The sequence below is a fragment of the Mycobacterium sp. PDNC021 genome, assembly GCF_048282635.1.
GTDB classification, from domain to species: Bacteria; Actinomycetota; Actinomycetes; order Mycobacteriales; family Mycobacteriaceae; genus Mycobacterium; species Mycobacterium llatzerense.
In genome coordinates, this window is record NZ_CP182502.1 from 3,104,854 (window position 1) to 3,129,525 (window position 24,672).

Below are 24,672 nucleotides of genomic sequence, written 5' to 3' on the forward strand. Positions count from 1 at the left end.
CGAGTGATTCGTCAAGCGCGCGTCAATTTCACGGGCTATTAATCAATGATGAGCATCCACGTGAACCTGACCCCGCAGGAAAACTCGCTGATCGCCGAGAGCCATCCCGACGCGCTGGCCCGCTTGGACGCGAAGGCGCTGAAGGATCTGCAGAGCAGGCTCAGACAAGCGCGCGAGAAGAACTTCAGCCTGCTGCGACGTCAGGGTGCGGCCCGGGTGGAGGCCGAAGGCGGCCGCGGCGCCGCTCAACCGGCCAACGAAAAACGTGGCGAGAAGGTCGAGGTGTTCGACGAGGCGCTGGCTCGGGTGACCGAGCGCCTCGAAGAGGTTGGGGAGGTGGACTAGCACGCTGCGCCCCACAGACCCGAGGCGGCGGACACCAGGCTCTGGTTGGAGGAGCATGTAAGTGGTGGGTGACGTCTCGGTGATCGGCTGTGTCGGGCCGCTGGTTGTGGCGACCCGCGGTGCCGCGGGCGCGGGCGAAGTTCTGCTGAATCTGCGGGGGGCGAAGGAGGCGTATCTGGCCTGGTCAGCGGAGCCGCTGAGCCGCGGGACTCGGGTGTTGGTGATAGATACCCGCGGTCCGCGCGCAGTCGTGGTCGAAGCCTGGTCCAGCGTCGTTTCTGAACGCTGATGTGCCGAGCAACAGGCAACAATACTCAAGGAGTTCAACATGTTTGGCTACAGAGTTCCCGCACCCGACCAGGCCATGCTGATCTCGGGTGGCCGCTCCGCCGGAGATGCGCCGTTCCGCGTCGTCACCGGTCACGGCGCGTTCATCATGCCGTTTTTCAGAAAGGTCCGGTTCCTCACGCTGGCAATGTGTGAGGCCGAAGTCGAAGAGAAATGTGTCACCCAGCAAGGGATCACCTTGAACGTTCGGGCGGTAATCGCATTCAAGGTCGGCAACGATAGTGAGAGCGTCGTCAGCGCCGGTCAACGGTTCTTGTCCGATCAGAACCAGATGTCGGTGCTCACTGGGCGCATCTTCGCCGGCCACCTTCGCTCCATCATCGGGTCGATGACCGTTGAGCAGATCATCAAGGAGCGGCAGAAGCTCGCCACTGAAGTCCTCGATGGGTCCAAACAGGAGATGGTCAAGATCGGGCTGACTGTCGACGCCCTGCAGATCCAGTCGATCGATGACGGCGATCTGGGATACATCCTCGCGATGTCGGCCCCACATAACGCGGCCATCCAGCAGGAAGCTCAGATCGCCCAAGCGAGGGCCAACCAAGCTGCCGCCGAGGCCGAGCAGGAATCGCAGCGCAAACAGGCGGAGTTTGCCCGGCAGACGGCAATTGTCAAGGCGCAGTACAAAGCTGAGGTCGACAAAGCTCAAGCCGAAGCCGCCCAGGCCGGACCGCTTGCCGAAGCACGCGCCCAGCGGGAAGTGCTGGAAATGCGGACCGAGTTGGCACAGCGCGCCGCAGACCTCCGACAACAGGAGCTCATCTCGGAAGTGGTCAAGCCGGCCGAGGCGGAAGCGGAGCGGGTCCGGATCCTTGCGGTCGCCGACGCGGAGAAGATGAAGATTCAGGCTGAGGCCGCCGCGTCGCACAATCGGGTCGCATTGGACCGGATGCTGATCGACCAACTGCCCGAGATCGTCAAGCAAGCCGCGCAAGGTCTTTCGGGAGCCAACCTGACCGTCCTCAACGGCGCCGACGGTCTGGGGGAGATCGCCACGGGCCTGGTGGGGCAGGGCCTGGCCATCTTCGATTCGCTGCGCGGTGGCCTCGGACAGGGCCAGTCCGAGGACGTGCCCGATCAGGTTGGCATCACTGCATCGCCCAACAGCCAGTCGTCGCAAGGTGTTTCAGACTGAGGGCCTGATCGAGGTACTCAACCGCATTAGCCGGTGATGTCGCGGCCGATCAGGCGGCGCGCCACGATCCACTGCTGGAGTTCGTTGGCGCCCTCGAAGATCTCGAGAATTTTGGCGTCCCGGTACATCTCTTCGAGGCGCACCGATTCGCCCGTTTCGCCGACCTGTCGAGCGAAACCCAGCGCACCGTGAATCTGGATCGCGTCGCGCACGAGGTCGTTCGCCAACCGGGTGCCGTAGGCCTTGGCCATGGCGGCCTCGGGTTCGGCTGTGGCGTCGCCGGTGTCGAGCAGCATCGCGGCCTTTTGGTACAGGTTGCGGGCGCATTCGATTTCGGTTGCGCGCTGGGCCATCTGGAACTGCCAGTGCTGCATGGCGCCCAGTGGGCTGCCGAAGACATGGCGGGTCTGCAAGCGGTGTACAGCCAGGTCGAGCGCCGCCTGCGCTACGCCGACGCCGGCCGCACCGATGCCGATCCGGCCGCGCACCAATGCCGACAGTGCGACGGCCATGCCACGCCCGGGTTCGCCGAGCAGGTTGTCCCGCGGCACCCGCACGTCGTCGAGGATGATGTCGGCGGTGATCTGCCCGCGATGGCCCATCTTCAGGTCAGGGCGGCCGATCCGGATTCCCGGGCTGTTCAGGTCGATGAGCAGCATGTGCGCGCGATTGCCGTCGCGCCCGGCCCGCACCAGCATGGAGACCCAGCCGGCCACGATGCTGTTGGTGATCCAGCGTTTACGGCCGGTGACGACGAACTCGTCGCCGTCCTCTTCGGCATAGGTGCCGAGCCGTTCCGCGGTCAGATCGGAGCTCGTGTCCGGTTCGGTGGTGGCGAAGGCGAAGGCCTGCTTGCCGGCGACGAGGTCGGGAATCAGCGCGTCGCGCAACCGAGGGCTCGCGTGACGCAGCGTCGCCGGGACCAGAATGCACTGACCGTCGTAAACGCCTGCCATCGAGGACGATTCGTAAGCGATCTCCTCGGTGACGGTGCACGTGCCCAGCATCGGATGGGTCAGCCCGGCGCCGTACGCCGACTCGAAGGGCACGCCGAACAACCCGTCGGCGGCGAGCCCGCGGAATGCCTCCCACGGAAAACTGTCGGCCGACTCCTCGCGGGAGCCGATGTCGCGGGCGACGGGTGCCAGGTGCCGGGCGACCGACGCACGCGCGCGGGTCCGGAGCTCGACGATCTCGGGCGGGAGGAAGACGTCGTGCCACATGTGGTCCTGGGTACGGCGAACTGAGGCGGTCACGGGTGGAACTCCTTAGGAATCGAACGATCGTCCGAATTACTATAACCAAACGATCGTCCGATTCGATAGAGTGGCGTGATGGAGGTTCTCGACAACAAGGCTGCCCGGACCCGGCGCCGCATCCTGGATGTCTCCGCCGCGGAGTTCGCCGAGCACGGCTACGGCGGGGCCAGCCTGCGGCGGATCGCCGCCGCGGCCGGCCTGCAGGTCGGGAGCCTGTACTTCCATTTCCCAACCAAGGACGAACTGGTCGCGGCCACTCTGGTCGACGGCGTCGAATCGGCCAGGGCCGCACTGGAACACGCCATCGGCGCGGTGTCGGAGGGAGCATCTCCTCGCGACCGGCTCAGGGCGGCGATCAGTGGGCACCTCGAAGCTCTGCATGCCAGCGATGACCGGGCTGCGGCAGTCGTCCGGATGGTCGAGACGCTCCCGCCGCATCTGCGTGCCGCACACGTGCCGCACGAACGTCGGTTCGCCCGGGTCTGGCAGGGGGTGCTCGAATCTGGGCGGCGAGCCGGCGTGGTCCGCACCGACATCGACCCACGGATACTGCGGGACTTGGTCATTGGCGCGCTCAACAGCACCTCGACCAACAACCCTGCCGCGAAGAAGGACCTCGACGCAGTCACCGAAGCTCTGTTGACACTGCTGCAGCCCCAGTCCGACGTGGCCACGAAGTCCTCAAGAACGTGACCCACATCAGCGACGAGTGACCTTTGGCCGTAGCACTGGGCAGGCGGCGCCCGTACCGTTGGAGGTGTCGGATTTCGCACTTTCGTCTGGAGCGGCACCATGACCGAACTATCTCCTCGTCCTTACATCTTGGTTGGGATCGACGGTTCAAGATCGTCATTGGAGGCCTTGCTGTGGGCCATCGGTGAGGCGCAGCTGCGTAACTTGCCGCTGCGGCTGGTTCACGCCGTCGACTACGGCAATTTCGTGATGGGTTTCAATCCGGGCGCCTCGGAGAGCTTTTTCAAGCACGTGGAGACGGCGGGCCAGAACTTCCTCAACGAAGCCGAGGAGCGTGTTCAGGCACTCGCGCCCGAGGTGGAGGTGTCCCTGCACAACCTCGTCGGCCGTCCCGCACAGATACTGGAGGAACAGTCGAAAGACGCCTATCTCACCGTCGTCGGCTCGAGTGGGCTGCACGGATTCACCGGGCTGCTCGCGGGGTCGGTGGCGGTGGCGCTGACTGCCCACGGCCACAGTCCCGTGGTTGTGGTCCGCGCGCCCGGCGCACACGCCGGTGGACCTGTGGTTGTTGGCATCAGCGGTGCTCCCGACAGTGAGGAAGCGATCGGCTGGGCCTTCCAGGAAGCGTCGCTGCGTGGCGCGAAACTGCTTGCCGTTCTCGTATCCAGTTATGTACCAGCATATTTCGACTACATCGAACCGACGTGGGAGGAGCTGCCGGGCCCGGCGCGGGAGGACCAGCAGGCGATGCTGTTGGCAGAACGGTTGGCCGGATGGCAGGAGAAGTTCCCTGAGGTCGCCGTCCGCCGGGTCATCGCCGCCGGCCACCCCGGGCACGTCCTGCTGGGCTATGCCCAGCGCGCGCAGCTGATCGTCACCGGAACCCGCGGACATGGAAACGTCGCCGGGTGGTTCCTCGGGTCGACGAGCCACCGGCTGATTCAGCACGCCGGGTGCCCGGTGTTGATCGCCCGGCCGCAGGCTCGGTAGTCAGACCGCTGAGGTAGGGGTAGCCGTCGGCGGCTACCCCTACCTCATGCCCGCGCAATCAAGACAGACGGATTGTCGCAGTTGCGGTCGGCATGCGACCCGATGATGCTCGAAAGGTCCGCCGCGTCTTGCGCGCCGACAACGACGAGACTGATCGGTTCGGTCGTCGTCGCGAGGTATCGGACGAAGCTCGTTGTGACGGCTGCCGGGGTGATGTCCACGCCGGGATAGAGGTCCTGCCAAACCGCGGTGCGGCGCAGCAACTCCTGACGTGCACTCATCCCTGTCTCGGCCGGACACTCGCCGACCGCAAGTACGGGCCGCCCCCGCAGTTGCGCTTCGGCGACCGCCGCGGCGATCACGTCATGGTTCTCCTCCCGGTCATTCACCTCGACAACGATCGAGCCGACGGGGCTCCGCCGGTGCGGAGAGTAACTGCGGATCACGGCGACCGGACACGACGCACGCTCAGCCACACCCGCGGCGGTAGAGCCCAGCAATGCCTTTGCGAAGCGGCCGATTCCGACCGACCCGACACACACCATGGCCGCCTGGCGGGATTCTTCGATCAATGCGCCGGTCGGGTCACCAACCACTACGGCGGTCTCAATTTTTACCTGAGCCACAGTGTCGTCGATCGCTGCGTGAGCTGCCCGCAGGCAGGTCCTGGCATATTCGATGGCCAAGCGATCCAAGCGTTGCGCGCGCTCGACGCAACTCACCAGCCGCAGCGGTACATCTCGAGTGATCGCTTCGCCCACCGCCCAATGAGCGGCGTACACAGCGGCGGTCGAGCCGTCGATGCCGACAACGACAGAATTGCCATGATAGATCTCGATCATGTTGTCTCCCTAGTTATTTCGAGTGCTCGTGCTAGTTCGGCGAGTCCGACGTCAGCGTTCCAGCGCCCGACCGCGGGATTGACTGAGCGGTGGCGTGGTGAGAATTCGAGCGTGAGTAAAACACTCAGAGCGTGTCCGAAATGCAGGGGCGGAAAGAGTGCAAACCGCTGCTGGCCCAGCGCATCGAACTTGCGCACATATCGGTACAGAGACTCGAGTTTGATGAATCGGTCGCCAATGTGCGCGAGTGCCCGTAGGGCGTGACGCGGCAACCCACTTTCCGGCCCGTCTTCGAACAATTCTGGAAAAGGCGCGAAGGCCAGCGAGACACGCTGTCCGCCATGCTCTTTGACCCATCGAACCATGTCGATGCTGAGCCGTTCGTCGGTGCCGTTCGGGGCAGTCTGTCGACGCCACGGTAGGTCCAGACTGATATCGGTGCCGCCGCCGGCACTCGCGTAGCGATGGAACCCCTGAATCCGGCCTGCGCGGTCGCGGGCGATGATGAGCCAAACGCCCGGGTAGCGGCCGGATAGAGTGCTTCCCAGCATCATTGAAAATCCGCGGTCTACGCCGACGGCCCTGCCGGATTCGAGCATCACGTCGTACAAGTCGGCGCGCAGCTGGTCATCAAGGTGGTTCTCGGCCACGATCTGCGTCGTCATGCCGGCGTTGCAGGTACGTTGGACAGCTTGGCGAAGGTTGCGCTTGCCGCGGCCGGCGAGACTGAAGCGGTTGACGTCGATCACGACATCGCGGCCGATCGGAATCGCACTCATGCGCCGGTCTGATCCGGTGGCGTTGTGCCACAAAGGTAACCGCTGCTCAGATACACCGAGAACCGCGAGATGCCAATGGCGGCTCGCGCACAGTTCGGAGAAGGTGCTGACGAGTCTGCTGTACCGTTCAACATTTCCAATCGGGTCACCCCCGACGACGGCGTATCCGTCGAGTAGGCGGAACGACAGGGCCGCGGTGGCATCGGCGCTGAACCAGTAGCGCCGACCGTCTGCCATCGCGAACGGAGCCAACGGGTCTCCGTGGGTGTCGCTGATCAACGACCAGACATGCGCAGGCACCAGGTCCGCAGTGCTGGCGCGGCGGGGCACGGCACCCCGCCGCGTCAGTCTCGACTGACTCTTCGCCAGCCGGAGACTCGCGATGTGGTCGGCCAGGTCCATGACATCTCTCTCGGCGTGCGACGGGGCGTATGTCGTGTATGTCATCGAATCCTCGCGCGGGTACGTAACCGGGGTCGAGGGCACAAAGGCCTTTGGCGGAGCGCATGAGTCACCGCAGTGTGGGAGGCCGTCCGCACATTGCTTGTGGTGGGTCAAAGAGTGACTTTCGGCCATAGCAGCCGGTTATCGGCGCTCGTAGCGTCGTGAACGTCGGATCGGCATAGTCAACGGAGGAAATCGTGACCGAATTATCTCCCCGCCCTTACATTTTGGTCGGAGTCGACGGGTCGAGCTCGTCACTGCTCGCCCTGACCTGGGCCGTCAATGAGGCGCAGCTGCGCAATCTTCCGCTCCGATTGGCGCACGCCGTCGACTTCGAGAGTTTTGCGATGGGATTCAACCCCGGTGCCTCGGAGAGCTTCTTCACGTACCTGGAAACGACCGGCCAGCGCTTTCTTGACGAAGCGATGGATCGTGTCCGGGTTCTGGACCCCGATCTGGAGGTAACGCTGTCCAGGGTGGCCGGTCGCCCAGCTCGCGTGTTGGCCGAGCTGTCGAAGGGTGCGTTCCTGACGGTGGTGGGTTCAACTGGACTCAACGCGTTCATGGGGCTGCTGGCCGGCTCGGTGTCGGTGGCATTGACGGCGCACGGGCACAGTCCAGTTGTTGTGGTCCGTGCCCCCGGGGTGCCCGTGACGGGATCCGTCGTGGTCGGGATCAGCGGCGCGCCGGACAGCGAAGATGCGATCGCCTGGGCGTTCGAGGAGGCCTCCATGCGGGGTGCCGAACTGATAGCTGTGCTGGTCTGGAGCTATCTGCCGGCCTATTTCTTCTATGCAGAACCGCCTTGGAATGATCTGACCGGCCGGGCTCGCGAGGAACAGCAGGAGATGCTGCTGGCCGAGCGATTGGCGGGATGGCAGGAGAAGTTCCCCGACGTCCAAGTCCGTCGCATCACGGCAATCGGCAACCCCGCGCAAGTCCTGCTTGGCCATGCCCAACACGCCCAATTGCTCATTGCCGGCAGCCACGGGCACGGCGATGCAACCGGGTTGTTCCTCGGAGCCACCAGCCATCGGCTGATTCACCAAGCGAATTGCCCGGTACTCGTCGCTCGGCCTCATGCTCACGAGTCCGCCCGATGACCAGCGCAACGCGTGAGGTCAGCGAGCCGCTGTCAGCGGCGCGATTGCGATCGGTCGACGCGTACTGGCGAGCGGCAAACTATCTGACCGCCGGCCAGATCTACCTGATGGACAACCCGCTGCTGCGAACATCGTTGGAGCGGCAACACATCAAGCCACGCCCGTTGGGCCACTGGGGAACCTCGCCAGGACTGAATTTCGTCTACGCGCACTTGAATCGCGTCATCATCGATCATGATGTGGACGCGATGTACGTCATCGGCCCGGGGCACGGCGGGCCCGCTTTGTTTGCTAACGCGTGGCTTGAGGGCAGCTATACCCGGACTCGTCCTGACATCACTCGCGACGCCCACGGCATGGCGACGTTGTTCCGTGAATTCTCTTTTCCGGGTGGGGTGCCCAGTCATGTCGCACCGGAGGTGCCGGGGTCGATCCATGAGGGCGGCGAGCTGGGCTATTCGTTGGCGCACGCGTACGGCGCTGTACTCGACAATCCGAACCTGTTGGTGGCGTGCGTAATCGGTGACGGTGAAGCCGAGACGGGCCCGCTGGCTGCCAGTTGGCATTCCAACAAATTCGTCAACCCGGCCACCGACGGTGCGGTCCTGCCGATCTTGCATCTCAACGGATACAAGATCGCCAACCCAACGGTGTTGGCGAGGATCACGGACGCTGAGCTCGACAGCCTGTTACGCGGATACGGGCATCACCCGATCTACGTCAGCGGTGCCGATCCGCACCAGATGCACCAGGAGATGGCCGCGGCGCTCGACCGCGTTGTCGCGATGATCAACGAAATACACCACGTCGCGCGAACCGCCCCGTCGCCACCACCGCGACCCCAGTGGCCCATGATCGTATTGCGGACACCCAAAGGCTGGACCGGACCCCAATGGGTCGACGGTCTACCTGTGGAGGGGACTTGGCGCGCGCATCAAGTGCCCATAGCCGACGTTCGGACCGATCCGGAACATCGCCGACAGTTTGTCGATTGGCTCTCCTCCTATCGGCCCGATGAGCTGTTCGACGAGATGGGTTGCCCGACAGCGCTGGTGACCGACAACATTCCGACACCCGATTACCAGATGGGGCTGAACCCGAATGCCAACGGCGGCCTGCTGCTCACGCCGTTGCATCTGCCTGCTGCCAAGGAATTTGCCGTGTCCACCGTGACGCCGGGCGACACCACTGCCGAGCCAACCCGGGTCCTCGGCCGGTATCTACGCGAAGTGATGGTGCGTAACGCGTGCTACCGCAACTTCAGATTGTTCGGGCCAGATGAGACCGCTTCGAATCGGCTCGGTGCGGTGTATGACGTCAGCGACAAACAGTGGAACGCAGCAATTCTGCCGAGCGACGAGCACCTGGCTTGCGACGGACGTGTGCTGGAGGTCTTGTCGGAACACATGTGTCAGGGCTGGCTGGAAGGCTATCTGCTGACGGGTCGACATGGCCTGCTCAACAGCTACGAGGCGTTCGCCCATGTCGTGGACTCGATGGTGAACCAGCATGCCAAGTGGCTCAAGGTGAGTCGCGAACTACCATGGCGGGCACCGATCGCGTCCCTGAACTACCTGATCACTTCGCACGTGTGGCGCCAGGACCATAACGGCTTCTCGCACCAGGATCCAGGCTTCATCGACCATGTGGCCAACAAGCGTGCCGAGATCGCCCGCATCTACCTGCCGCCGGACGCCAACACCTTGCTGTCGGTGGCGGCGCATTGCCTCGCCAGTCGCGACTACATCAACGTGATCGTCGCGGGGAAGAATGACGCACCGGTCTGGCTGACAGCCGAGCAAGCCGCGGTGCACTGCGCGCGCGGTGCGGATATCTTCGAGTGGGCCAGCACCGACGCGGGTTCGTTGCCCGATGTGGTCCTGGGCTGCGCGGGCGACGTTCCGACCGTCGAGGTGCTCGCGGCCGTCTCGATCATGCGAAACCGGTTGCCGAAGCTCAAGATTCGTGTCGTCAATGTCGTCGACTTGTTCCGCCTGCAGTCCAACACCCAGCATTCGCATGGTATGACCGATGCGGAGTACGACACGTTGTTCACCCCCGACCGGCCGGTGATCTTTGCCTATCATGGCTACCCGTCGTTGATTCACCGGTTGACCTACCGCCGACGCAACCATCGACACCTGCATGTACGCGGATATCTGGAAGAGGGCGCGACGACGACGCCTTTCGACATGCTGGTGCTGAACAAGATGGATCGCTTCCAGCTGGTGATCGACACGATCGACCTGACACCCGGACTTCGCGGTCCGGCTGCGGACGCGCTGCGCGCTGACATGACCTCCGCCCAGGACCGCCATCGGGACTGGATTCGCACCTACGGTGAGGACCTGCCGGAGGTACAGGAATGGAACTGGATGCCGATACCCAGCTGAAACCTATTGCGGCACTGTCTGGTCACCTGCGGCTGCTGCCGTGTGGTCAGTGCGAGATTCGACTGCATCGTGATCCCGGTCGATGAAGAGCACGCGCTGGTTCATCACCACCGGGATTCAGATGATGACAGGAGCGGCTTGTTCGGCGTTCATGGCTATCCTCATCCGGCGAAATGCAGGACCTCGGACAGCGGTCGGCGTGGAGCCGGCGGCGGCAAGAGACTACGGTCGCCGTGGGCTCCGATCCGTACGATCACCTGAGGCAGCGATCGACCAACAACATCAGCCACGATGTCGCGAGTAGCCGGCACCTCGAGCGCCCAGGTCATGACTGACGTGGCGAAACCCGCCATGGTGGCCTCGATGAGGACCTGCGAGAGTGACTCACCACAGCCGAAAATCGCGCGCCGGGTGTTCTCGACCGCTGACAACACCAGCAACACAGAATGATCACCGGTGACTTCGGCTCGTTCATATCGATCTTGCTCGGATGTGCTTGTGCCCCAACGGTTCGTATCTGACTCGAACGGCTGCAGCTGGTCCGCCAGTAGGGTTGTTTCGGTGATCTCGGCCCGATCGCCTTCGGCAATGACATCGAGGTAGGTGAACCGGCAATCGACGTCCGAGTGCATCCTGGGCTCGAACTGAGACCAGTTCGGCGGCTCGTCATACGGCAGTCGAACGGAACGCCTGTCGTTGATGGCCCGGGCACGTCGGCGCTGGAGTTCACCTACACAGTCGGCCGGTGCGAAGTCGATCGAGGCCAGGTACGCAACACTGTTCGCGGATGGAAAATAGTTCACTCGGCAGTCATAGCGATTGGCGGCCATCGCGACACGCAGGTGATCCAGCGCCGCTCCGCAGCTGATCAGTGATTGCCGCCCAGCGTGATCCGCGGACGGCACTTGTTCGGGGGCGAGGAACAGCTGCAATTGCGAATGGTCGATGATCCAACTCCACGGCTGGCTGTTCCGATAGGACGGAGCTTGACAGGCCAGGCGTACGGCGTCCTCGAGGACCTCGACTGGTAGCGTTGTCTTGAGCATCGTCATCCCTTTCCGACACGTTCGATAGGTTCGAGTGTCGTAGTGCCGCAGGCGGATCCGACAGGGTCGTAGGTCCTCGTCGGTGTGCCCTTGGACTCCTGCCGGCAGGCCTGGCGGTCGACGTGAACCAGGGATCAACTGACCTGGAGCACCGCGGCACCGGAGATGCGCCCGGCAGCCAAGTCGCTCAGCGCGTGCTGAGCCTGGTCCAACGGGTACGTCGGGGCAGTGACTTCGATGTGATGGCTACCGGCGAACGCCAGAAACTCGCGGGCATCGGCGCGGGTGTTGGAGGTCACCGATCTCACTTGTCGTTCTTGAAACAGGTGCCGCTGGTAGTTCAGTGCCGGAATATCGCTGAGATGGATGCCGGCGATGGCCAGGGTGCCGCCGCGATCGAGGGCTTCGAGTGCCGGCAATACCAACTCCCCGACGGGGGCAAAGAGAATGGCGGAATCGAGCGGCACGGGCGGCGGATCGGCAGGACCCTGTGCCGAGGCGGCACCGAGTTCCATGGCCAGTCTTTGGGCGGCTTCACCGCGCGTCATGACATGGACTTCTGCACCGCGGGCTCGAGCTACCTGAGCGGTGATATGTGCACTGCCACCGAACCCGTAGATGCCCAGACGCCCACCGTCGGGCAGGTCGGCCCGCAGCAACGATCGGTATCCGATGATGCCGGCGCACAGCAGTGGCGCAAGTTCGGCATCCGAGTAGCCCGCGGGCAGGAGATGAACGAAATCGGCTGGTGCGGTGACGAATTCCGCGTAGCCACCGTCCGCATCCCACCCCGTGTAGCGAGACTGTGGGCAGAGGTTTTCCGCGCCTCGCGCACAGAACTGGCACCGTCCACAGGTGTGTCTGAGCCACGCCACCCCGACGCGATCACCGACTGAGAACTCGCCGGAGGTCCGGTCTCCGACAGCCACCACCTCACCCACTACCTCATGACCGGGCGTGACGTGCGGATGGTGCACGGGCAGGTCGCCTTCGACGATGTGCAGATCGGTGCGGCAAACTCCGCAGGCGCGCACGGCGATGAGCAATTCGCCGTCAGCCGGTTCCGTGATGTCGGCGCTGCCGAGTTCGAGCGGGCCGCTGTCGATGGGAGCCGGGGTGCGAACTCGCCAGGTGCGCATGGTCGAGGTGATCATGATTGCGCCGCCGTGGCAACCGTCGGACTGGTTTCGACCCGGGCGGGGTCGCGGTGCACGACGACGACCGGCGTCGTGGTCGCGTGCACCAATGTGGAACTGACCGATCCCAGCAGCATGCCGGCCAGGCCACCGCGCCCACGGTTACCTACGACGACCAACTGGGCAGACTCAGATTCTTCCACCAGGTGACGTGCTGGATGATCGCGCACCACGTGATACCGAACCACTACTTCGGGATAGCGTTCTCGGTACGGCGCCAAGAACTGACTCAATTGACGTTCGGCGTCGCTGTCGAGTGCCCACCATGGAACCGCGGTGAGCTGGGGTACCTCGGAGTCGCTGCAGGCATGCAGCACGATCAGTGCGACGTTTCGGCAAGAAGCTTCCCGGAAGGCCAGTTCGACCGCAGGCACCGACGCCGCCGAACCATCTGTGCCCAACAGGATCGGGGCGTCGGCAGCGAGCAATGGCGCGTCTGCGTGTACCAGCACGACGGGACAGTGCGCGTGGTGGACCAGTGCGGTGCTGACCGAGCCCAGCAGCGCGCGGTTGAAGGTGCCCAACCCGCGGCTGCCCAGCACCAACATGTCGGTGCGAGCGCTCAATTCGACCAATGCGGGCACGATGGCACCGAACGGCATCACAGTTTCGATGTCCAGCTCCCCATCGGCGAGGGAACGCGCGAGATGTACCGCGTTGGCGAGCAGTTGTTTTCCATGGTCCTGCCGCCAGTCGTTCAGGTCTGCTGGCCAAACCGGTGTGGACATTCCGACGCCGGAGTAGCCGCCCACCAACGGACTGACCACATGTGCCAAGGTGATTTTCTGATGGCTGAGCATCGCGTCTGCGACAGCCCACCGCACTGCGGCTTCGCCATCGGCCGATCCGTCGATGCCGACGACAATGCCGGGAATAGCAGCAATTGACATGTCTTCCATGGTGTTCTGCCTCCACTTGCTGTGCTAGGGACCAAGGTCATCGGACGGTCGTCCCGTTCGTATCAGGACCAACGGCTCTAACGCGCGGGTGCCGATTTCTCGTAGCGTTGATCAGGTGCTGCAACACGACGCTGGCGGAGGGCAAGCCGGAGATGTACTGTCGGACAACGAGATCGAAGCATTGACGCCCGCGCAGCGCCGCGACCTTATCCGCCGTCTCCAGCGACCGATCGGCGAAGTGATGTCGGCCGCTCGCCCGAGGAGACTGCGGCGCGCGCATCTCAGTCTGATGACCGGCGGCGTGGTGTTCATGATTCCGTGGATCGTCTATTTGGCGTTCACGCTGCCGCGACCGCACGAGGTCCGGAACTGGCCGCTGATCTGGATCGGATTCGATTGCTTGTTGGTGGTATTCATGGCGGCTACGGCCATCCTCGCGTGGCTGCACCGCCATCTGTTGGTGTTTTCTGCGTTCACCACGGGGATCCTCTTGCTGTGTGATGCGTGGTTCGACGTCACGACGGCAGACCCGGATGAACTGAGTACCGCGATTCTGACCGCTGTACTCGGTGGCGTCCCCCTCGCCGGCATTCTCATTGCCGGCGCATTGAGCCTGGTCCGGCTCAATGCCATCCGACTGTGGGAACTTGATTCACGGGAGTCGCTGTGGCACTTGCCATTGCGATACCGCTGAACTGAGTACCCCCGGGAGGCGTGGCAGCCACTTCAGGGCTGCCGGGCGACGATCACCGGGACAGGGCACTTCGAGACGACCGCGCCACTGACCGAACCGAGTACGGCGCCGGCAATCGGGCTGCGTCCATGGCTGCCGACGACAAGAAGTTGGGCCGTCGCAGCTTCCTCCAGCAGTCTGCGGGCGGGATCACCCCATCCCACCAGAGGTCGAACCTTGACGTCCGGATACCGTTCGGCCCAGCCGGCCAGCCGCTCGGCGAGGATTTCCTGGCCGGACGTGTCGGGCGCGAGTGTGGTCCCCGCCAGTTCGATGGTGGTGTGCTCGCTGACCACGCAGAGCGGCACCAACTCGACGCCCCGCGACGCCGCTTCGTCGAATGCGATGGCTACGGCTTCTTCTGAGGCGGCCGAGCCGTCGATACCCACAACCACGGGCAAGGTACTCGGCCGAGTTCTGGCCTTGCCGCGCACGACTGCGACCGGACAACCCGCGTGGCAGGCCAAGTCGATGCCGATGGACGACCACAGTGCAGGCGAGGCGAGGCGGCGTTCAGTACCGCCCACGACGACCATGTCGGCGTCACCGGAAAGGTCCGCCAACGTCGCGGCCGTCGGTGCGGTGTGCAGCCTGGTCCAGAGATATTCGAGCGGCGTGGCTTCGGCCAGATGGTCGATGACGGATATCGCGCTGCCGACCAAGGCCTCGACATCATGCTCGGCCTGCGAGCTTGACCGGATCGACTTAGGAGAACTCGTCAACCCCCAAGCATTGCAATGGTTCTCGGGCTCACGCAAGACGTGGACAACGGTGAGCGGCAGGTCGTGCCGCGCGGCAGTGTCAAAGGCCCAATGGACGGCGTTGCGGGATTCGGCAGATCCGTCGATACCGACCAGGATGCCGAATCGGCTGTTGCGCCGTTTCATCGCTGGACGTCCGCTCGGCAGGTGACTGCTCGGTCGCAGCGCTCAGGTGAGAGTTCGCAGTTGTGGCAGTGCAGGATTCGATCGACCAAGCCGCGTAGCGAGTCTCCGTCGTCAGCCAGGTGAGACAACCCACGACTGTCGAGGAATCTCTCGACACGTTGATCGATCGGCCAATTGACGAATTCCGCGCGGGCGTATGGCGACGCGAGGAACTGCTGGGCAAGTACCCGGACGTCTGCTCGTGCTGCCGTCATTGCGGTCCTTCCCGGTGTCGGCGTCATTTGGCGAGCGCCCGCGCGTCAAGGGGCGACGTGGCGAAGGCTGCTGCGGCGCGTCGATGGAGTTGATCTATGTCGGTGATCTCGAATCGGCCCGGACCCGTGACGATCCATCCGTGCGCGACGAAGTTCGCCAGTGCCTTGCCGACCGGTTCTTTTGGGGCGCCGACCAGCTCGGCAAACTCCTGACGGGTCAGAGTGTGATCGACGTGCACCACGCCGTCGACGGGTTTCCCGAGATGCTCGGCGAATGCGATCAGTTCGCGTGCGACACGGCCGGCGATATCACCCGATGCCAAGAGCGCAATGTCTTGTTCACGGTCGCGGATTTCCTGAGCGAGAGCTTGCAGCCATCGTTGGGCGAGTATCGGCCGCTGTCTGAGGAGCCGTTGCAAGGCACTACTACTCAACGAGGCTGTGCGCACAAGGCTTTGACAGGTTGCGGTGTAGCCGTGCGGCCCGCCATCGAATACCGCCGCAGCGTCGATGATGTCGCCGGGGCCCAGCAGCGACCGTACGCTGGAACGGCCGCGGGGGAGCTTTGCCGTCAGTTTCACGATCCCCGAGATGATCACGTAGACGCGGTTGGCCGGCTTGCCTTCGACAAAGATCTGATGTGCGGTGGGGAAGTCGTTGAGGTGTAGCGATGGCGGCGATCCGGTCAGTCCAAGGAGCTCGTCCACCGTCTCGCGGTCGTGGATCAACCAGCTCCTGCTCAGCGCAGTTTTCCAATCGGCGTGGATCACCGGTACCGCACGTTCCGCCCGGCGATTCCGCATGGTCCTGGTGGACATATGTGTGCCGCTGCGGTTGAGCACACTTCTCGCGGGGTTTGACTCCGGCACCCGGCATGGTCGGCGCATGGTGTGACCTTAAAATTGCCGCCGGTGATCCGATAGGGACGTTTGGCCCGATTCACCGACTTTGGGCCGTACAAAAGTCCCTTGTCTGTTCGGATTTCGGCCACCGGCCAGGCGCCATAGGGCATCGCGATGTTGCTACTTAGGCCCCTACACCTGGCATCGCGCCGGTGATGGGATTGTTCTGTCAGCAAATTCGGAGGTGATCGTCATGGGAGCAATCGCGCACTGGACCGGTCGCGGATCTGAGATGGCTCAGGAGCAGCCTTGCTTCTGCGTTCGTGATTGCCTGCACCACGGTAGGACGGCGCAGGTACCCGGCGACATGATCGCCGATGTGGTTGCGTCCTGGCTGGCCGAATTCGATGCCGAAAGTCCAGCGGTCGATGAGTTGGCGCGCGCAGTGTGCGAAGGTGACTGGCCAAGCGCCCATGCTGTGGCTGCCCGGTTGTCGGTCGAGATCGAGGTCGAGGCGGTAGTGCGGAGGCCACGGCGGCTATGGTCCCTGTCGACGGCCTAACAGATCCGGATGGTCGAACCCGCGGCAAGTGACTGGATGCGTCCTCGGCATTCGACGTCGATCGGCGCCGCGTCGGAGGGGTCGGCGGTGACCTCGGCGGTTCGTCCGTGAATTCGCAAATGCAGCCGGTGTCCGCGATACCAGATCGAAAACCCAAGCGTTCCAGCAGTTTCCGGCCACATTGGGCCGAGCACCAGCCTGTCACACCTCGTCTCAAGTCCTGAGAAACAGCGTTGTAGCAGGTCGACGCTGCCGGCCATGGCGGCCAAATGGACCCCCTCAGAGGTGGTGCCGCCGGGAGCATCGGCGATGTCGGATTTCAGCACCTGCGCGAAACACGACGTCGCTTGGTCCCGGTTGCCGCGAGCCAACACCCAGGCGTGCACGACGGCACTCAGCGTTGATCCGTGCGACGTGCGATTGAAGTAGTAGTCGACGGTTTTCGGAATAGCTTCAGGTGGCAGCCGGTATCCGAGACGCGCCAGCAGTTGTCGCAACTCGTCGGCGGAGAGCAGATAGAACAGCATCAGGACGTCAGCCTGCTTGGATACCTGGTAGTGGTCTGCGCTGTCGTGTTCTGCTTCGAGAATGCGGTCAAGCCGACGGATATCGTTGTACCGCTTGCGATAGGCGGACCAGTCCAATTCACGCAACAGTTCGTATCCTTCGAACTGGCTGATGACGCCGTCGTGAAACGGGACGAACATCCGCCGAGTGACGTCTTCCCACTGGGCAAGTTCGGGGCCGCGCAGGTTGAGCCTGTCCAGCAGGTCCAAGCGATCGCGTAGCGGAAGCATGTCGAGGGATTCGAGGGCACGCGCGATGACCCACACCGCCATCACGTTGGTGTAGGCGTTGTTGTCGATTCCCTCGTATGGACGCCCCGGATATCCGGTGTGGAACTCGTCAGGTCCGATCACACCCCGGATTTGATAGCGGCCGCGGTAGATGTCGAAGCTGGCACGGCTGACCCAGAAGCGAGCGATCTCAAGGAGCATCTCCGCGCCATAATCGATGAGGTACTTGAGATCGCCCGTCACCTGGTAGTACTGCCAGAGGGTGAAGGCAACCGCTATTCCGACGTGGTGCGCATGGCGGCTGGGGTCCGGGTTCCACCTGCCCGACAAGGGATTCAGGTGCATCTGTTGGCTCTCTTCGCGGCCATCGCTACCTGATTGCCAGGGGAACATCGCACCTGCGTAGCCACTGGCGGCTGCTGCGCGCCGCGCTTCGGGCAGCCGGCGGTACCGATACTTCAACAACGCGCGACTGACCGCCGGGGTCCGGAGATTGAGCACCGGGATGATGAACAGTTCGTCCCAGAAGATATGGCCGCGATACGCCTCGCCATGCAACCCACGCGCAGGCACTCCGGCGTCGAGATCAGCAGTGTGCACGGATGCGGTCTGCAGCAGGTGCAAGATATGCAAGCGGTGAATGCGCAGCTCGGCGGCCTCGGCAACCAGGTGCAGGTTGAATGATTCCCACAGCTGACCCCACGCAATGCGGTGTGCTGAGCAGAGTTCGTCGTACCGATGTACGCCGTTGAGTCTGCGGCGGGCCTCGTTGCCGGGTTCGCACACCGCGTGATCGCGACCGGTGAATATCAGCGCGACCTTCTCGACGATCACCGACTGGCCCGCAGTGAGCTCTACAGTGACGGTGTGACCGGCGCAGCCGTCGGCTTCGAAGTACCGGTAGCCCGAACCGACACGTTGGTCTCCTTGCCGCACTGTAGTCCGGGCAGCGACCGCCACCGGACTTCGGGATTGCACCGTCTGGGTTTCCACCAGCACACATCCGTCCGACAGGTCCTGCGCCGTACTGACAGCGAGGTGGCCGCCGGCCAGGTCGCGGTAACGTTCCACACCCGCGTTTTTGACCGAGGCATCGACGGCCGACCGGAACTCGATGGTGCCCGTCCAGTCTTCGGCCGTGACCGTAGTCTGCAGCGCGCAGACATGAGGATCGTGCATCGAGGCGAACCGCCGCTGCTGGACGCTGGTGGTGTGTCCTGCGGCATCTCGGAATCTGATTTCCCGGATCGACTCGGCATGGCGGAGGTCGATCGATTGCCGGTATGTCAGGACCTCTACGCGGTCGATGTCGAACCATTGGCCGTCGTCGATCCGAAACGTCAACGGTAGCCAGTTGGGAAGGTTGACGATGCTCTCATTGTCGATCACAGTGCCCGCGACGTCGTCGGCGAGGCGGTTGTAGACGCCGGCCACGTATGTGCCCGGATAGTGGAAGTCACCTGCCGTGGCTTCAGGCGCGCAGCAGCGACTGCCCAGGTAGCCGTTGCCGATTCCGCACAACACCTCCCGCAGCCGCTCATACCGTGGTTGGTAGTCGTCGAAGGTGATCGACCAACCATCAGTCTCTGATTGTCCTGCTGCTGCCAGTTGGTCGGACATGTGCTCGAGAAAATCCACGACGCGCTCTGCGTCTTCGACGCTGAACTGACCGGAAGTACGCCGGTCCCCGTCTTCGGTGTCCCTCAGGATGATCGACACGCCGTCGTGTTCGATCGCGTCGAACGCCATCTCATCCGACCTGTTGCTTCCGATATAGATCGGCAGCAGCGGTATCCCGTCTCCAGCCATCTCTATGATCCGGTGCAACATCTTGCACTCGCGCCAGTCGACGTCGGGGTGCAATTCGACGGCGTTGTGGCCCTGGGTGATCCGCAGGTGGTGCTGGCGGGCGGCGGCGTGCACCGCGATGTTGATGTCGGCAGTTTGTTTCGCTGGGGCAGTTCCGTAGTGGATCACGATGGCAAACCGCCTGTGTTCCAAGCGGATTCCCGGGATGCCTTCGAGGCGGTTCTCGAGCATTGCAGCGGCGGACTCCAGCAGGGGAATGGTGGCGACGGCCGCATCGTGTTGGTGGTGACTGTGGTCGGGAGCGCAGAACTCAAGGCCGTCGCTGCCGTAGTACCACAGTCCGGGCACCCCGATTGAGGACTGCAGGTCGGCAAGGTCGTAACTGCTGAGGATGGTGACGGGGCACAGCGCCGAGAGCGCCTGCAGCGCATGTGTGGCGCGCGGTGTGAGCGCGCTGACGCCAAGTTCGCGTACGACGTGGGGGAGCGCGCTGTCGAAGTCGATGAACAGCGCCGGGCGGCGGGGGACAGTGACACCACCCAGGAGGCCAAAGGATGCGAGCGCGTCCGGCAACGTCGATATCCGGCGACCAGCGACCTGGACGGTCATCTCCGCCAGGTCGCCGACCACGACGTCGGCGCCGGCGGTCAGTAACTCCTGCGCGAAACCGGTGCGGGCCACGCCCACGACGAGGCCGAATCCGCCCGCCCGGCCGGCCTCCACACCGGACACAGCGTCGTCGACTACCACACATCGATCGGACCGCACCCCCAAGCGATCAGCGGCTTCCTTCAACATGGCGGGATCCGGCTTGCCGGCCAGGCCCAGCTGCTCAGCCAGCACCCCGTCCACCCGGATCGGAAACAACTCGTCGAGGCCGGCCGCGCGCAAGACGTTCGCGCAATTGCGGCTGGATGAGTACACGGCTGTGCGGATGTCTGCACTGCGGAGCTGATGTACGAATGCGACGGAGGAGTCAAAACCGCTGATCCCACGCGCCAGGAGTTCCCCGTACAGTCGTTGCTTGCGGTTACCCAGGCCCTGAATGGTGTCGTCGCCGTCGTCGGTGACGTCCCCTTGCGGCAGCGAAATTCCGTGTGAGGCAAGGAAGTCCCGTATCCCGTCCTCGCGTGGCTTGCCATCGACGAAGCGCCGGTAGTCGGCCTCGGTAAACGGATTCAGCTCGTGACCGTCTTCCGTGTCGCGGCTGGCGAGGTAGGCGTCGAAGACGGCTTTCCATGCAGCGAAATGCACTGAGGCGGTATCGGTGAGCACCCCGTCGAGATCGAACAGCACCGCGTCGTAGAAACGCGGGTCGATGGCGACTGGACCGTCTGCGTGTTCCGACACCCTGTGACGATCTCAGGCAGCTCGGCGCGCGGGGAGGGCCGAACGGCCCGTGGTTGGGATGACGTCGGGCCCGACTGGTCAGTCGGTCCGTTCGACTCGTACCGCGGTGACCTTGTACTCGGGGGTGCGGGTATGGGGATCGCGGCCGGGGCCGGTGACCGCGTTGACCATCACGGCGGGATCGCTGAAGGTGCTGAACACGACACCCGGTTCTACCGCCGCGCTGATGCGGCAGGGCATGACGACTTGGCCATACCGGCTGCGGATCCGCACCGGGCGGCCCTCGACGATGCCGAGGTCGGCGGCGTCGGCGGGGGAGACGTCCAGTACGCAGCCGTCGGTCAGCTCGGCAGTCGTCGACCTGCCGCTCATGGTGCCGGCGTTGAACGAATAGAGCTCCCGACCGGTTATCAGTATGAGCGGATACGGCGCGGACGGCTGTTCGGCGCTGGGATGAAATGCTATGCACCGCAATGATGCTCGTGCTCCGATTCCGGGAAACTGGTCGACGTGCAAGAGGCGGGTGCCCGGGTGGCCCTCTTGCGGGCATGGCCACTGCAGGCCGTTCGGACTGTCCAATCGTGGGTAGGTGATGCCCGCTCCGGCGGGCCATAGACGACGAATCTCATCCCACACCTGCTCGGCGCCGCGGTAGTCGAAGCGGTCGCCGAACCCCGCTGCCGCGGCGGCGAGACACAGAATTTCGGTGTCGGTTTTGACCCCGTCCGGCGCGGTCACGGCCGCGCGCACGCGCTGGACGCGGCGCTCCGAGTTCATGAATGTCCCCTCTTTCTCGAACGAGGACGCCACCGGCAGAAAAACGGTCGCAAAGCGACGCGCGGTTTCGGTGAGAAACAGGTCCTGTACGACGAGTACGTTCACTGCGTCGAGTGCCTGTTCCACCGCGGCCGTATGTGGCTGCGTCTGCAGGACGTCCCAGCCGATGACCCACAGCGCGCCCAATTGTCCTGCCGCGGCGGCGTCGAGCATTTCCATGGCATCGAGCCCTGGTGCAGCCGGCATGGGCGCGCCCCACACCGACTCGGCTCTCGCCCGGCCCGCGGCCAGCGGGATCATTCCGGGCAGGGAGTCAGGTTGGCAGCCCATGTGCGCCGAGCCCTGCACGTTGTTTTGTCCACGAAGGGGGTTCACGCCGGTGCCCGGCCGACCGACGTTACCGGTGAGCAGAGCGAGGTTGGCCAGGCACACGACCGCGTCGGTGCCTTGAACGTGCTCGGTTACCCCGAGACCGTGAAAGATCATCGATGGTTTTTCGCCCGCGTACATCCGGGCAGCCTTGCGGACGTCCTCGGGCACCAACCCGGTGATCGTCTGCATGCGTTCCGGCGCGAAAGCGGCGACGAATTGCTTGAACTCGCTGAGATTGTCGACGCGTTGGGCTGCGAACGCATCATCGAGCCGGCCCTCGTCGATGATCGCCGCGGCGAGCGAGTTGAGCACCGCGACGTTGGTCCCCGGACGAGGCCGCAGGTGCACGTCGGCGTACTCGGCCAGCTCGATGCTTCGAGGGTCGATGACCACGAGATTGGCTCCGCGTAAGCGCGCTTGCTTGATGCGTGCCCCGACGATCGGGTGAGCTTCGGTGGTGTTGGAACCGCACACCAGAATCGTTCGGGCCACCTCGATGTCCTCGAACGAGTTGGTTGCCGCGCCGGTTCCGAACGCCGTCTTCAATCCCGTGGCGCTCGGCGCGTGACAGACCCGCGCACAACAGTCGACGTTGTTGGTCTCCAACACAACCCGGGCGAATTTGCCGGTGAGATAGTTCTCCTCATTGGTGGCGCGCGCCGATCCGAGTACACCCACGGACTGCGGCCCGTGCCGATCGATGACCTGGCGAAAACCGTTGAGGGCAGTGCTGATAGCCACGTCCCAGCCGACCGGTATCCAGTTGCCGGTGTCATTGCGCACCATCGGAGTGCTTACGCGCTCCGGTGATCGCACGAAGCCATGGCCGTACCGTCCCTTCACGCACAGGTGGCCACGGTTGACCGCCGCGTCGAGGTCGGGTCGGACTTCGACGATGTTGCCGTCGCGGGTGCCCACGAGCATTTGGCAGCCGACACCGCAGTATGGGCAGGTGGTGCGGGTCCAGTCGCTGGCGCGCAACGGGACTGCGGCATCGGTCAGGGCATTGGTTGGGCAGGCGTCCACGCATGCGCCGCACGACACACACGAGCTGGTGGCCAACGTGCCGCCCGAATCGGGAATGACTTGCGAAGCGTCGCCGCGTCCGGTGATGCGCCATGTGAATTGGCCTTGCACTTCGTCGCAGATCCGGACGCAACGCCAGCATTTGACGCACTGGTTGAGATCGACTCGGATGGTTGGCTGTGAGGCGTCGACCAACTCCGGATCCGTTGTGCCGGTGGCCAGGACACCGTGTTCGGTGAGTAGTCGGTGGAACGGCAAGTCGGGCGCGGCCTCGACGGCAGCGGCTGGAAAGTCGCGAACGAGCATGGCCAGTAAGGTCTTTCGCAGCTCGAACAGTTCTGCGGTACCGGTGTGGACGACCATGCCGTCGGCGGCCAAGGTGGTGCAGGCCGCGGCGGGGCGGTCGCTTCCATCGATGTGCACCACACAGACGCGGCAGGCCCCGGCAGGAGCCAGCCGAGGGTCGTAGCACAGCGCCGGGATATCGATATCCGCACGGCGAGCCGCGGCCAGGATAGTGTCGCCCGGCTGGCACGCAACGGAGGTACCGTCGATGCTCATGCGTTGCACGCGGCCAGCTCCGTCCCGTAGTGCGCGATGACGCTGCGCGCGAATTCCGCCAAACCCGAACCATGGCCGCAGAGGCTCGTCGCGCCCAACGCGTGCACGATCGACCGCCACTCCGTCGGGTTGGCGGACGCACCCGGGGCGAACATCTCCTCGACGCGTGCCGCGCCGACCCGGCAGGGCGTGCAGGCGCCGCACGATTCGTAGGCGCCGAACCGAAAAACGTGATGGACGAGGTCGGCGATCGACGTGTTGTCGTCGAACGCCACCACACCGCCGTGTCCGACGCTCGCACCGACACTGCGCAACTCGTCGAAGGCCAGTGGGGTGTCCAGGAGCTGTGGTGGCAGTATCCCCGCAAGAGGGCCGCCGATGAGGAGCCCCTTCAACTCACCTTCGGCAAGCCCGCCGCCCAGACCGTCGACGATCTCGGTGACCGGCGTTCCGAACTCCACCTCGTACAGTCCGGGTCTGCGGAACAGTGAGTTCAGTGACACCACCTTGGTGCCTCTGCTGGTGCCGTATCCCATTGCGGCGTAAGCATCTCCACCGTTTTGGAGGATCCACGGCACCGCGACGAGGGTTTCGACGTTGTTGACGACAGTGGGTGCGCCGAACAGGCCATGCTCGGTGGGGAACGGTGGCCGTGCCCGTACCGTGGGCCGCCGCCCTTCCAGCGCGTTCAGCAACGCGGTCTCCTCGCCGCAGACATAGCTGCCCTTGCCCTCGACGACCGTCACCGATAGCGGTGGTCCTTCACTGAGAAGCGCCTTGCCGAGGATCTCGGCGTCTTCGGCCTCGGCCACGGCCTTCCGTATTGCTGCCAACGCGAGGGGATACTCGCGGCGGACGTAGATATGGGCTTCCTGTGCACCAATAGCGAATGCGGCGATCGCCAACCCCTCGAGCGCGGCGTGCGGGTCGCCCTCGAGAAGGACGCGATCGATATAGGCGCCCGGATCGCCTTCGTCGGCATTGACAACGACCGCGCGGGGGCCGGCAGGTTGGGCTCGCGTTGCGCGCCACTTGCGTGCGGTGGGAAATCCGGCACCCCCGCGGCCGCGCAGACCAGAGCGCTCGACCTCGGCCAGCGTCGCGTCGGGGCCAATCGTCAATGCGCGAGCCAAGCCGCGATAGCCGCCACCGTTGCGGTAGCTGTTCAGGTCTGATTCCACATCCAGGGTGACTCGCGGCAGGGTAACTGCTGTGTCGCAGGCGATT

General features: G+C 64.1%; 19 protein-coding genes. 8 read left to right on the forward strand and 11 right to left on the reverse strand.

Features of this window, described 5'->3' with window-relative positions; genetic code table 11:
- Positions 1 to 48 precede the first annotated feature (48 nt).
- The 3 genes from ACNO8X_RS14695 to ACNO8X_RS14705 all read left to right on the forward strand — a co-directional run bounded on the left by ACNO8X_RS14695 (position 49) and on the right by ACNO8X_RS14705 (position 1,828).
- Positions 49 to 345: a hypothetical protein gene (locus ACNO8X_RS14695; protein ID WP_418001581.1), complete on the forward strand. Its 297-nt coding sequence runs from the start codon at positions 49 to 51 to the stop codon at positions 343 to 345.
- 61 nt (positions 346 to 406) lie between these two features.
- Complete coding sequence (locus ACNO8X_RS14700) at positions 407 to 634, forward strand: hypothetical protein (RefSeq protein ID WP_418001582.1); 228 nt, start codon at positions 407 to 409, stop codon at positions 632 to 634.
- Positions 635 to 673: 39 nt separating this feature from the next.
- Positions 674 to 1,828, forward strand: a complete 1,155-nt coding sequence (locus ACNO8X_RS14705) for an SPFH domain-containing protein (RefSeq protein ID WP_418001583.1) — start codon at positions 674 to 676, stop codon at positions 1,826 to 1,828.
- Between the two features lie 26 nt (positions 1,829 to 1,854).
- On the opposite strand, the gene ACNO8X_RS14710 is transcribed toward ACNO8X_RS14705, so the two are convergent.
- Positions 1,855 to 3,051, reverse strand: a complete 1,197-nt coding sequence (locus ACNO8X_RS14710) for an acyl-CoA dehydrogenase family protein (RefSeq protein WP_418005909.1) — start codon at positions 3,049 to 3,051, stop codon at positions 1,855 to 1,857.
- A 111-nt stretch (positions 3,052 to 3,162) separates the two neighbouring features.
- Here ACNO8X_RS14710 and ACNO8X_RS14715 point away from each other — a divergent pair, with 111 nt between their 5' ends.
- Both ACNO8X_RS14715 and ACNO8X_RS14720 read left to right on the forward strand, forming a co-directional pair.
- Positions 3,163 to 3,780, forward strand: coding sequence for a TetR/AcrR family transcriptional regulator (locus ACNO8X_RS14715; protein ID WP_418001584.1), 618 nt, complete (start codon positions 3,163 to 3,165; stop codon positions 3,778 to 3,780).
- Between the two features lie 99 nt (positions 3,781 to 3,879).
- Positions 3,880 to 4,773, forward strand: coding sequence for a universal stress protein (locus ACNO8X_RS14720; RefSeq protein ID WP_418001585.1), 894 nt, complete (start codon positions 3,880 to 3,882; stop codon positions 4,771 to 4,773).
- A 44-nt stretch (positions 4,774 to 4,817) separates the two neighbouring features.
- On the opposite strand, the gene ACNO8X_RS14725 is transcribed toward ACNO8X_RS14720, so the two are convergent.
- Positions 4,818 to 5,615, reverse strand: coding sequence for a universal stress protein (locus ACNO8X_RS14725; RefSeq protein ID WP_418001586.1), 798 nt, complete (start codon positions 5,613 to 5,615; stop codon positions 4,818 to 4,820).
- Complete coding sequence (locus ACNO8X_RS14730) at positions 5,612 to 6,796, reverse strand: bifunctional lysylphosphatidylglycerol flippase/synthetase MprF (protein ID WP_418001587.1); 1,185 nt, start codon at positions 6,794 to 6,796, stop codon at positions 5,612 to 5,614. The genes ACNO8X_RS14725 and ACNO8X_RS14730 overlap by 4 nt, the downstream gene beginning before the upstream one ends.
- Before the next feature lie 239 nt (positions 6,797 to 7,035).
- Between ACNO8X_RS14730 and ACNO8X_RS14735 the strand changes: the two genes are divergently transcribed.
- Complete coding sequence (locus tag ACNO8X_RS14735; protein WP_418001588.1) at positions 7,036 to 7,941, forward strand: universal stress protein; 906 nt, start codon at positions 7,036 to 7,038, stop codon at positions 7,939 to 7,941.
- Positions 7,938 to 10,334 carry a phosphoketolase gene (locus tag ACNO8X_RS14740; protein ID WP_418001589.1) on the forward strand — a complete coding sequence of 799 codons (2,397 nt, stop codon included), beginning with the start codon at positions 7,938 to 7,940 and terminating at the stop codon, positions 10,332 to 10,334. The genes ACNO8X_RS14735 and ACNO8X_RS14740 overlap by 4 nt, the downstream gene beginning before the upstream one ends.
- A gap of 161 nt (positions 10,335 to 10,495) precedes the next feature.
- On the opposite strand, the gene ACNO8X_RS14745 is transcribed toward ACNO8X_RS14740, so the two are convergent.
- The 3 genes from ACNO8X_RS14745 to ACNO8X_RS14755 form a co-directional block, all read right to left on the reverse strand.
- On the reverse strand, positions 10,496 to 11,386 hold the full coding sequence (locus ACNO8X_RS14745; protein ID WP_418001590.1) for an NAD(P)H nitroreductase: 891 nt from the start codon (positions 11,384 to 11,386) through the stop codon (positions 10,496 to 10,498).
- Positions 11,387 to 11,514: 128 nt separating this feature from the next.
- Entirely contained in the window at positions 11,515 to 12,534 is a 1,020-nt protein-coding gene (locus tag ACNO8X_RS14750) for a zinc-binding alcohol dehydrogenase family protein (protein WP_418001591.1), read from the reverse strand.
- Positions 12,531 to 13,466, reverse strand: a complete 936-nt coding sequence (locus tag ACNO8X_RS14755) for a universal stress protein (protein WP_418001592.1) — start codon at positions 13,464 to 13,466, stop codon at positions 12,531 to 12,533. The genes ACNO8X_RS14750 and ACNO8X_RS14755 overlap by 4 nt, the downstream gene beginning before the upstream one ends.
- 127 nt (positions 13,467 to 13,593) lie before the next feature.
- Here ACNO8X_RS14755 and ACNO8X_RS14760 point away from each other — a divergent pair, with 127 nt between their 5' ends.
- Entirely contained in the window at positions 13,594 to 14,169 is a 576-nt protein-coding gene (locus ACNO8X_RS14760; protein WP_418005910.1) for a hypothetical protein, read from the forward strand.
- Between the two features lie 32 nt (positions 14,170 to 14,201).
- Here ACNO8X_RS14760 and ACNO8X_RS14765 read toward each other — a convergent pair whose 3' ends face one another.
- The 5 genes from ACNO8X_RS14765 to ACNO8X_RS14785 form a co-directional block, all read right to left on the reverse strand.
- Entirely contained in the window at positions 14,202 to 15,095 is an 894-nt protein-coding gene (locus ACNO8X_RS14765) for a universal stress protein (RefSeq protein ID WP_418001593.1), read from the reverse strand.
- Positions 15,096 to 15,372: 277 nt separating this feature from the next.
- Positions 15,373 to 16,119, reverse strand: coding sequence for a Crp/Fnr family transcriptional regulator (locus ACNO8X_RS14770; RefSeq protein WP_418001594.1), 747 nt, complete (start codon positions 16,117 to 16,119; stop codon positions 15,373 to 15,375).
- A gap of 630 nt (positions 16,120 to 16,749) precedes the next feature.
- Positions 16,750 to 20,709, reverse strand: a complete 3,960-nt coding sequence (gene otsB, locus ACNO8X_RS14775; RefSeq protein WP_418001595.1) for a trehalose-phosphatase — start codon at positions 20,707 to 20,709, stop codon at positions 16,750 to 16,752.
- 78 nt (positions 20,710 to 20,787) lie between these two features.
- Positions 20,788 to 23,445, reverse strand: coding sequence for a formate dehydrogenase subunit alpha (gene fdhF, locus ACNO8X_RS14780; protein WP_418001596.1), 2,658 nt, complete (start codon positions 23,443 to 23,445; stop codon positions 20,788 to 20,790).
- The gene (locus ACNO8X_RS14785; RefSeq protein ID WP_418001597.1) at positions 23,442 to 24,626 is read right to left on the reverse strand and encodes a complex I 51 kDa subunit family protein; all 1,185 of its coding nucleotides are present in this window, start codon (positions 24,624 to 24,626) and stop codon (positions 23,442 to 23,444) included. The genes fdhF and ACNO8X_RS14785 overlap by 4 nt, the downstream gene beginning before the upstream one ends.
- Positions 24,627 to 24,672 lie beyond the last annotated feature (46 nt).

Coding starts and splice junctions, on each gene's coding strand:
- ACNO8X_RS14695 (WP_418001581.1), top strand. CDS start 49: ATGAGCATCCACGTGAACCTGACCCCGCAGGAAAACTCGCTGATCGCC.
- ACNO8X_RS14725 (WP_418001586.1), bottom strand. CDS start 5,615: ATGATCGAGATCTATCATGGCAATTCTGTCGTTGTCGGCATCGACGGC.
- ACNO8X_RS14715 (WP_418001584.1), top strand. CDS start 3,163: ATGGAGGTTCTCGACAACAAGGCTGCCCGGACCCGGCGCCGCATCCTG.
- ACNO8X_RS14765 (WP_418001593.1), bottom strand. CDS start 15,095: ATGAAACGGCGCAACAGCCGATTCGGCATCCTGGTCGGTATCGACGGA.
- ACNO8X_RS14720 (WP_418001585.1), top strand. CDS start 3,880: ATGACCGAACTATCTCCTCGTCCTTACATCTTGGTTGGGATCGACGGT.
- ACNO8X_RS14705 (WP_418001583.1), top strand. CDS start 674: ATGTTTGGCTACAGAGTTCCCGCACCCGACCAGGCCATGCTGATCTCG.
- fdhF (WP_418001596.1), bottom strand. CDS start 23,445: ATGAGCATCGACGGTACCTCCGTTGCGTGCCAGCCGGGCGACACTATC.
- ACNO8X_RS14730 (WP_418001587.1), bottom strand. CDS start 6,796: ATGGACCTGGCCGACCACATCGCGAGTCTCCGGCTGGCGAAGAGTCAG.
- ACNO8X_RS14750 (WP_418001591.1), bottom strand. CDS start 12,534: ATGATCACCTCGACCATGCGCACCTGGCGAGTTCGCACCCCGGCTCCC.
- ACNO8X_RS14745 (WP_418001590.1), bottom strand. CDS start 11,386: ATGACGATGCTCAAGACAACGCTACCAGTCGAGGTCCTCGAGGACGCC.
- ACNO8X_RS14755 (WP_418001592.1), bottom strand. CDS start 13,466: ATGTCAATTGCTGCTATTCCCGGCATTGTCGTCGGCATCGACGGATCG.
- ACNO8X_RS14710 (WP_418005909.1), bottom strand. CDS start 3,051: ATGTGGCACGACGTCTTCCTCCCGCCCGAGATCGTCGAGCTCCGGACC.
- ACNO8X_RS14740 (WP_418001589.1), top strand. CDS start 7,938: ATGACCAGCGCAACGCGTGAGGTCAGCGAGCCGCTGTCAGCGGCGCGA.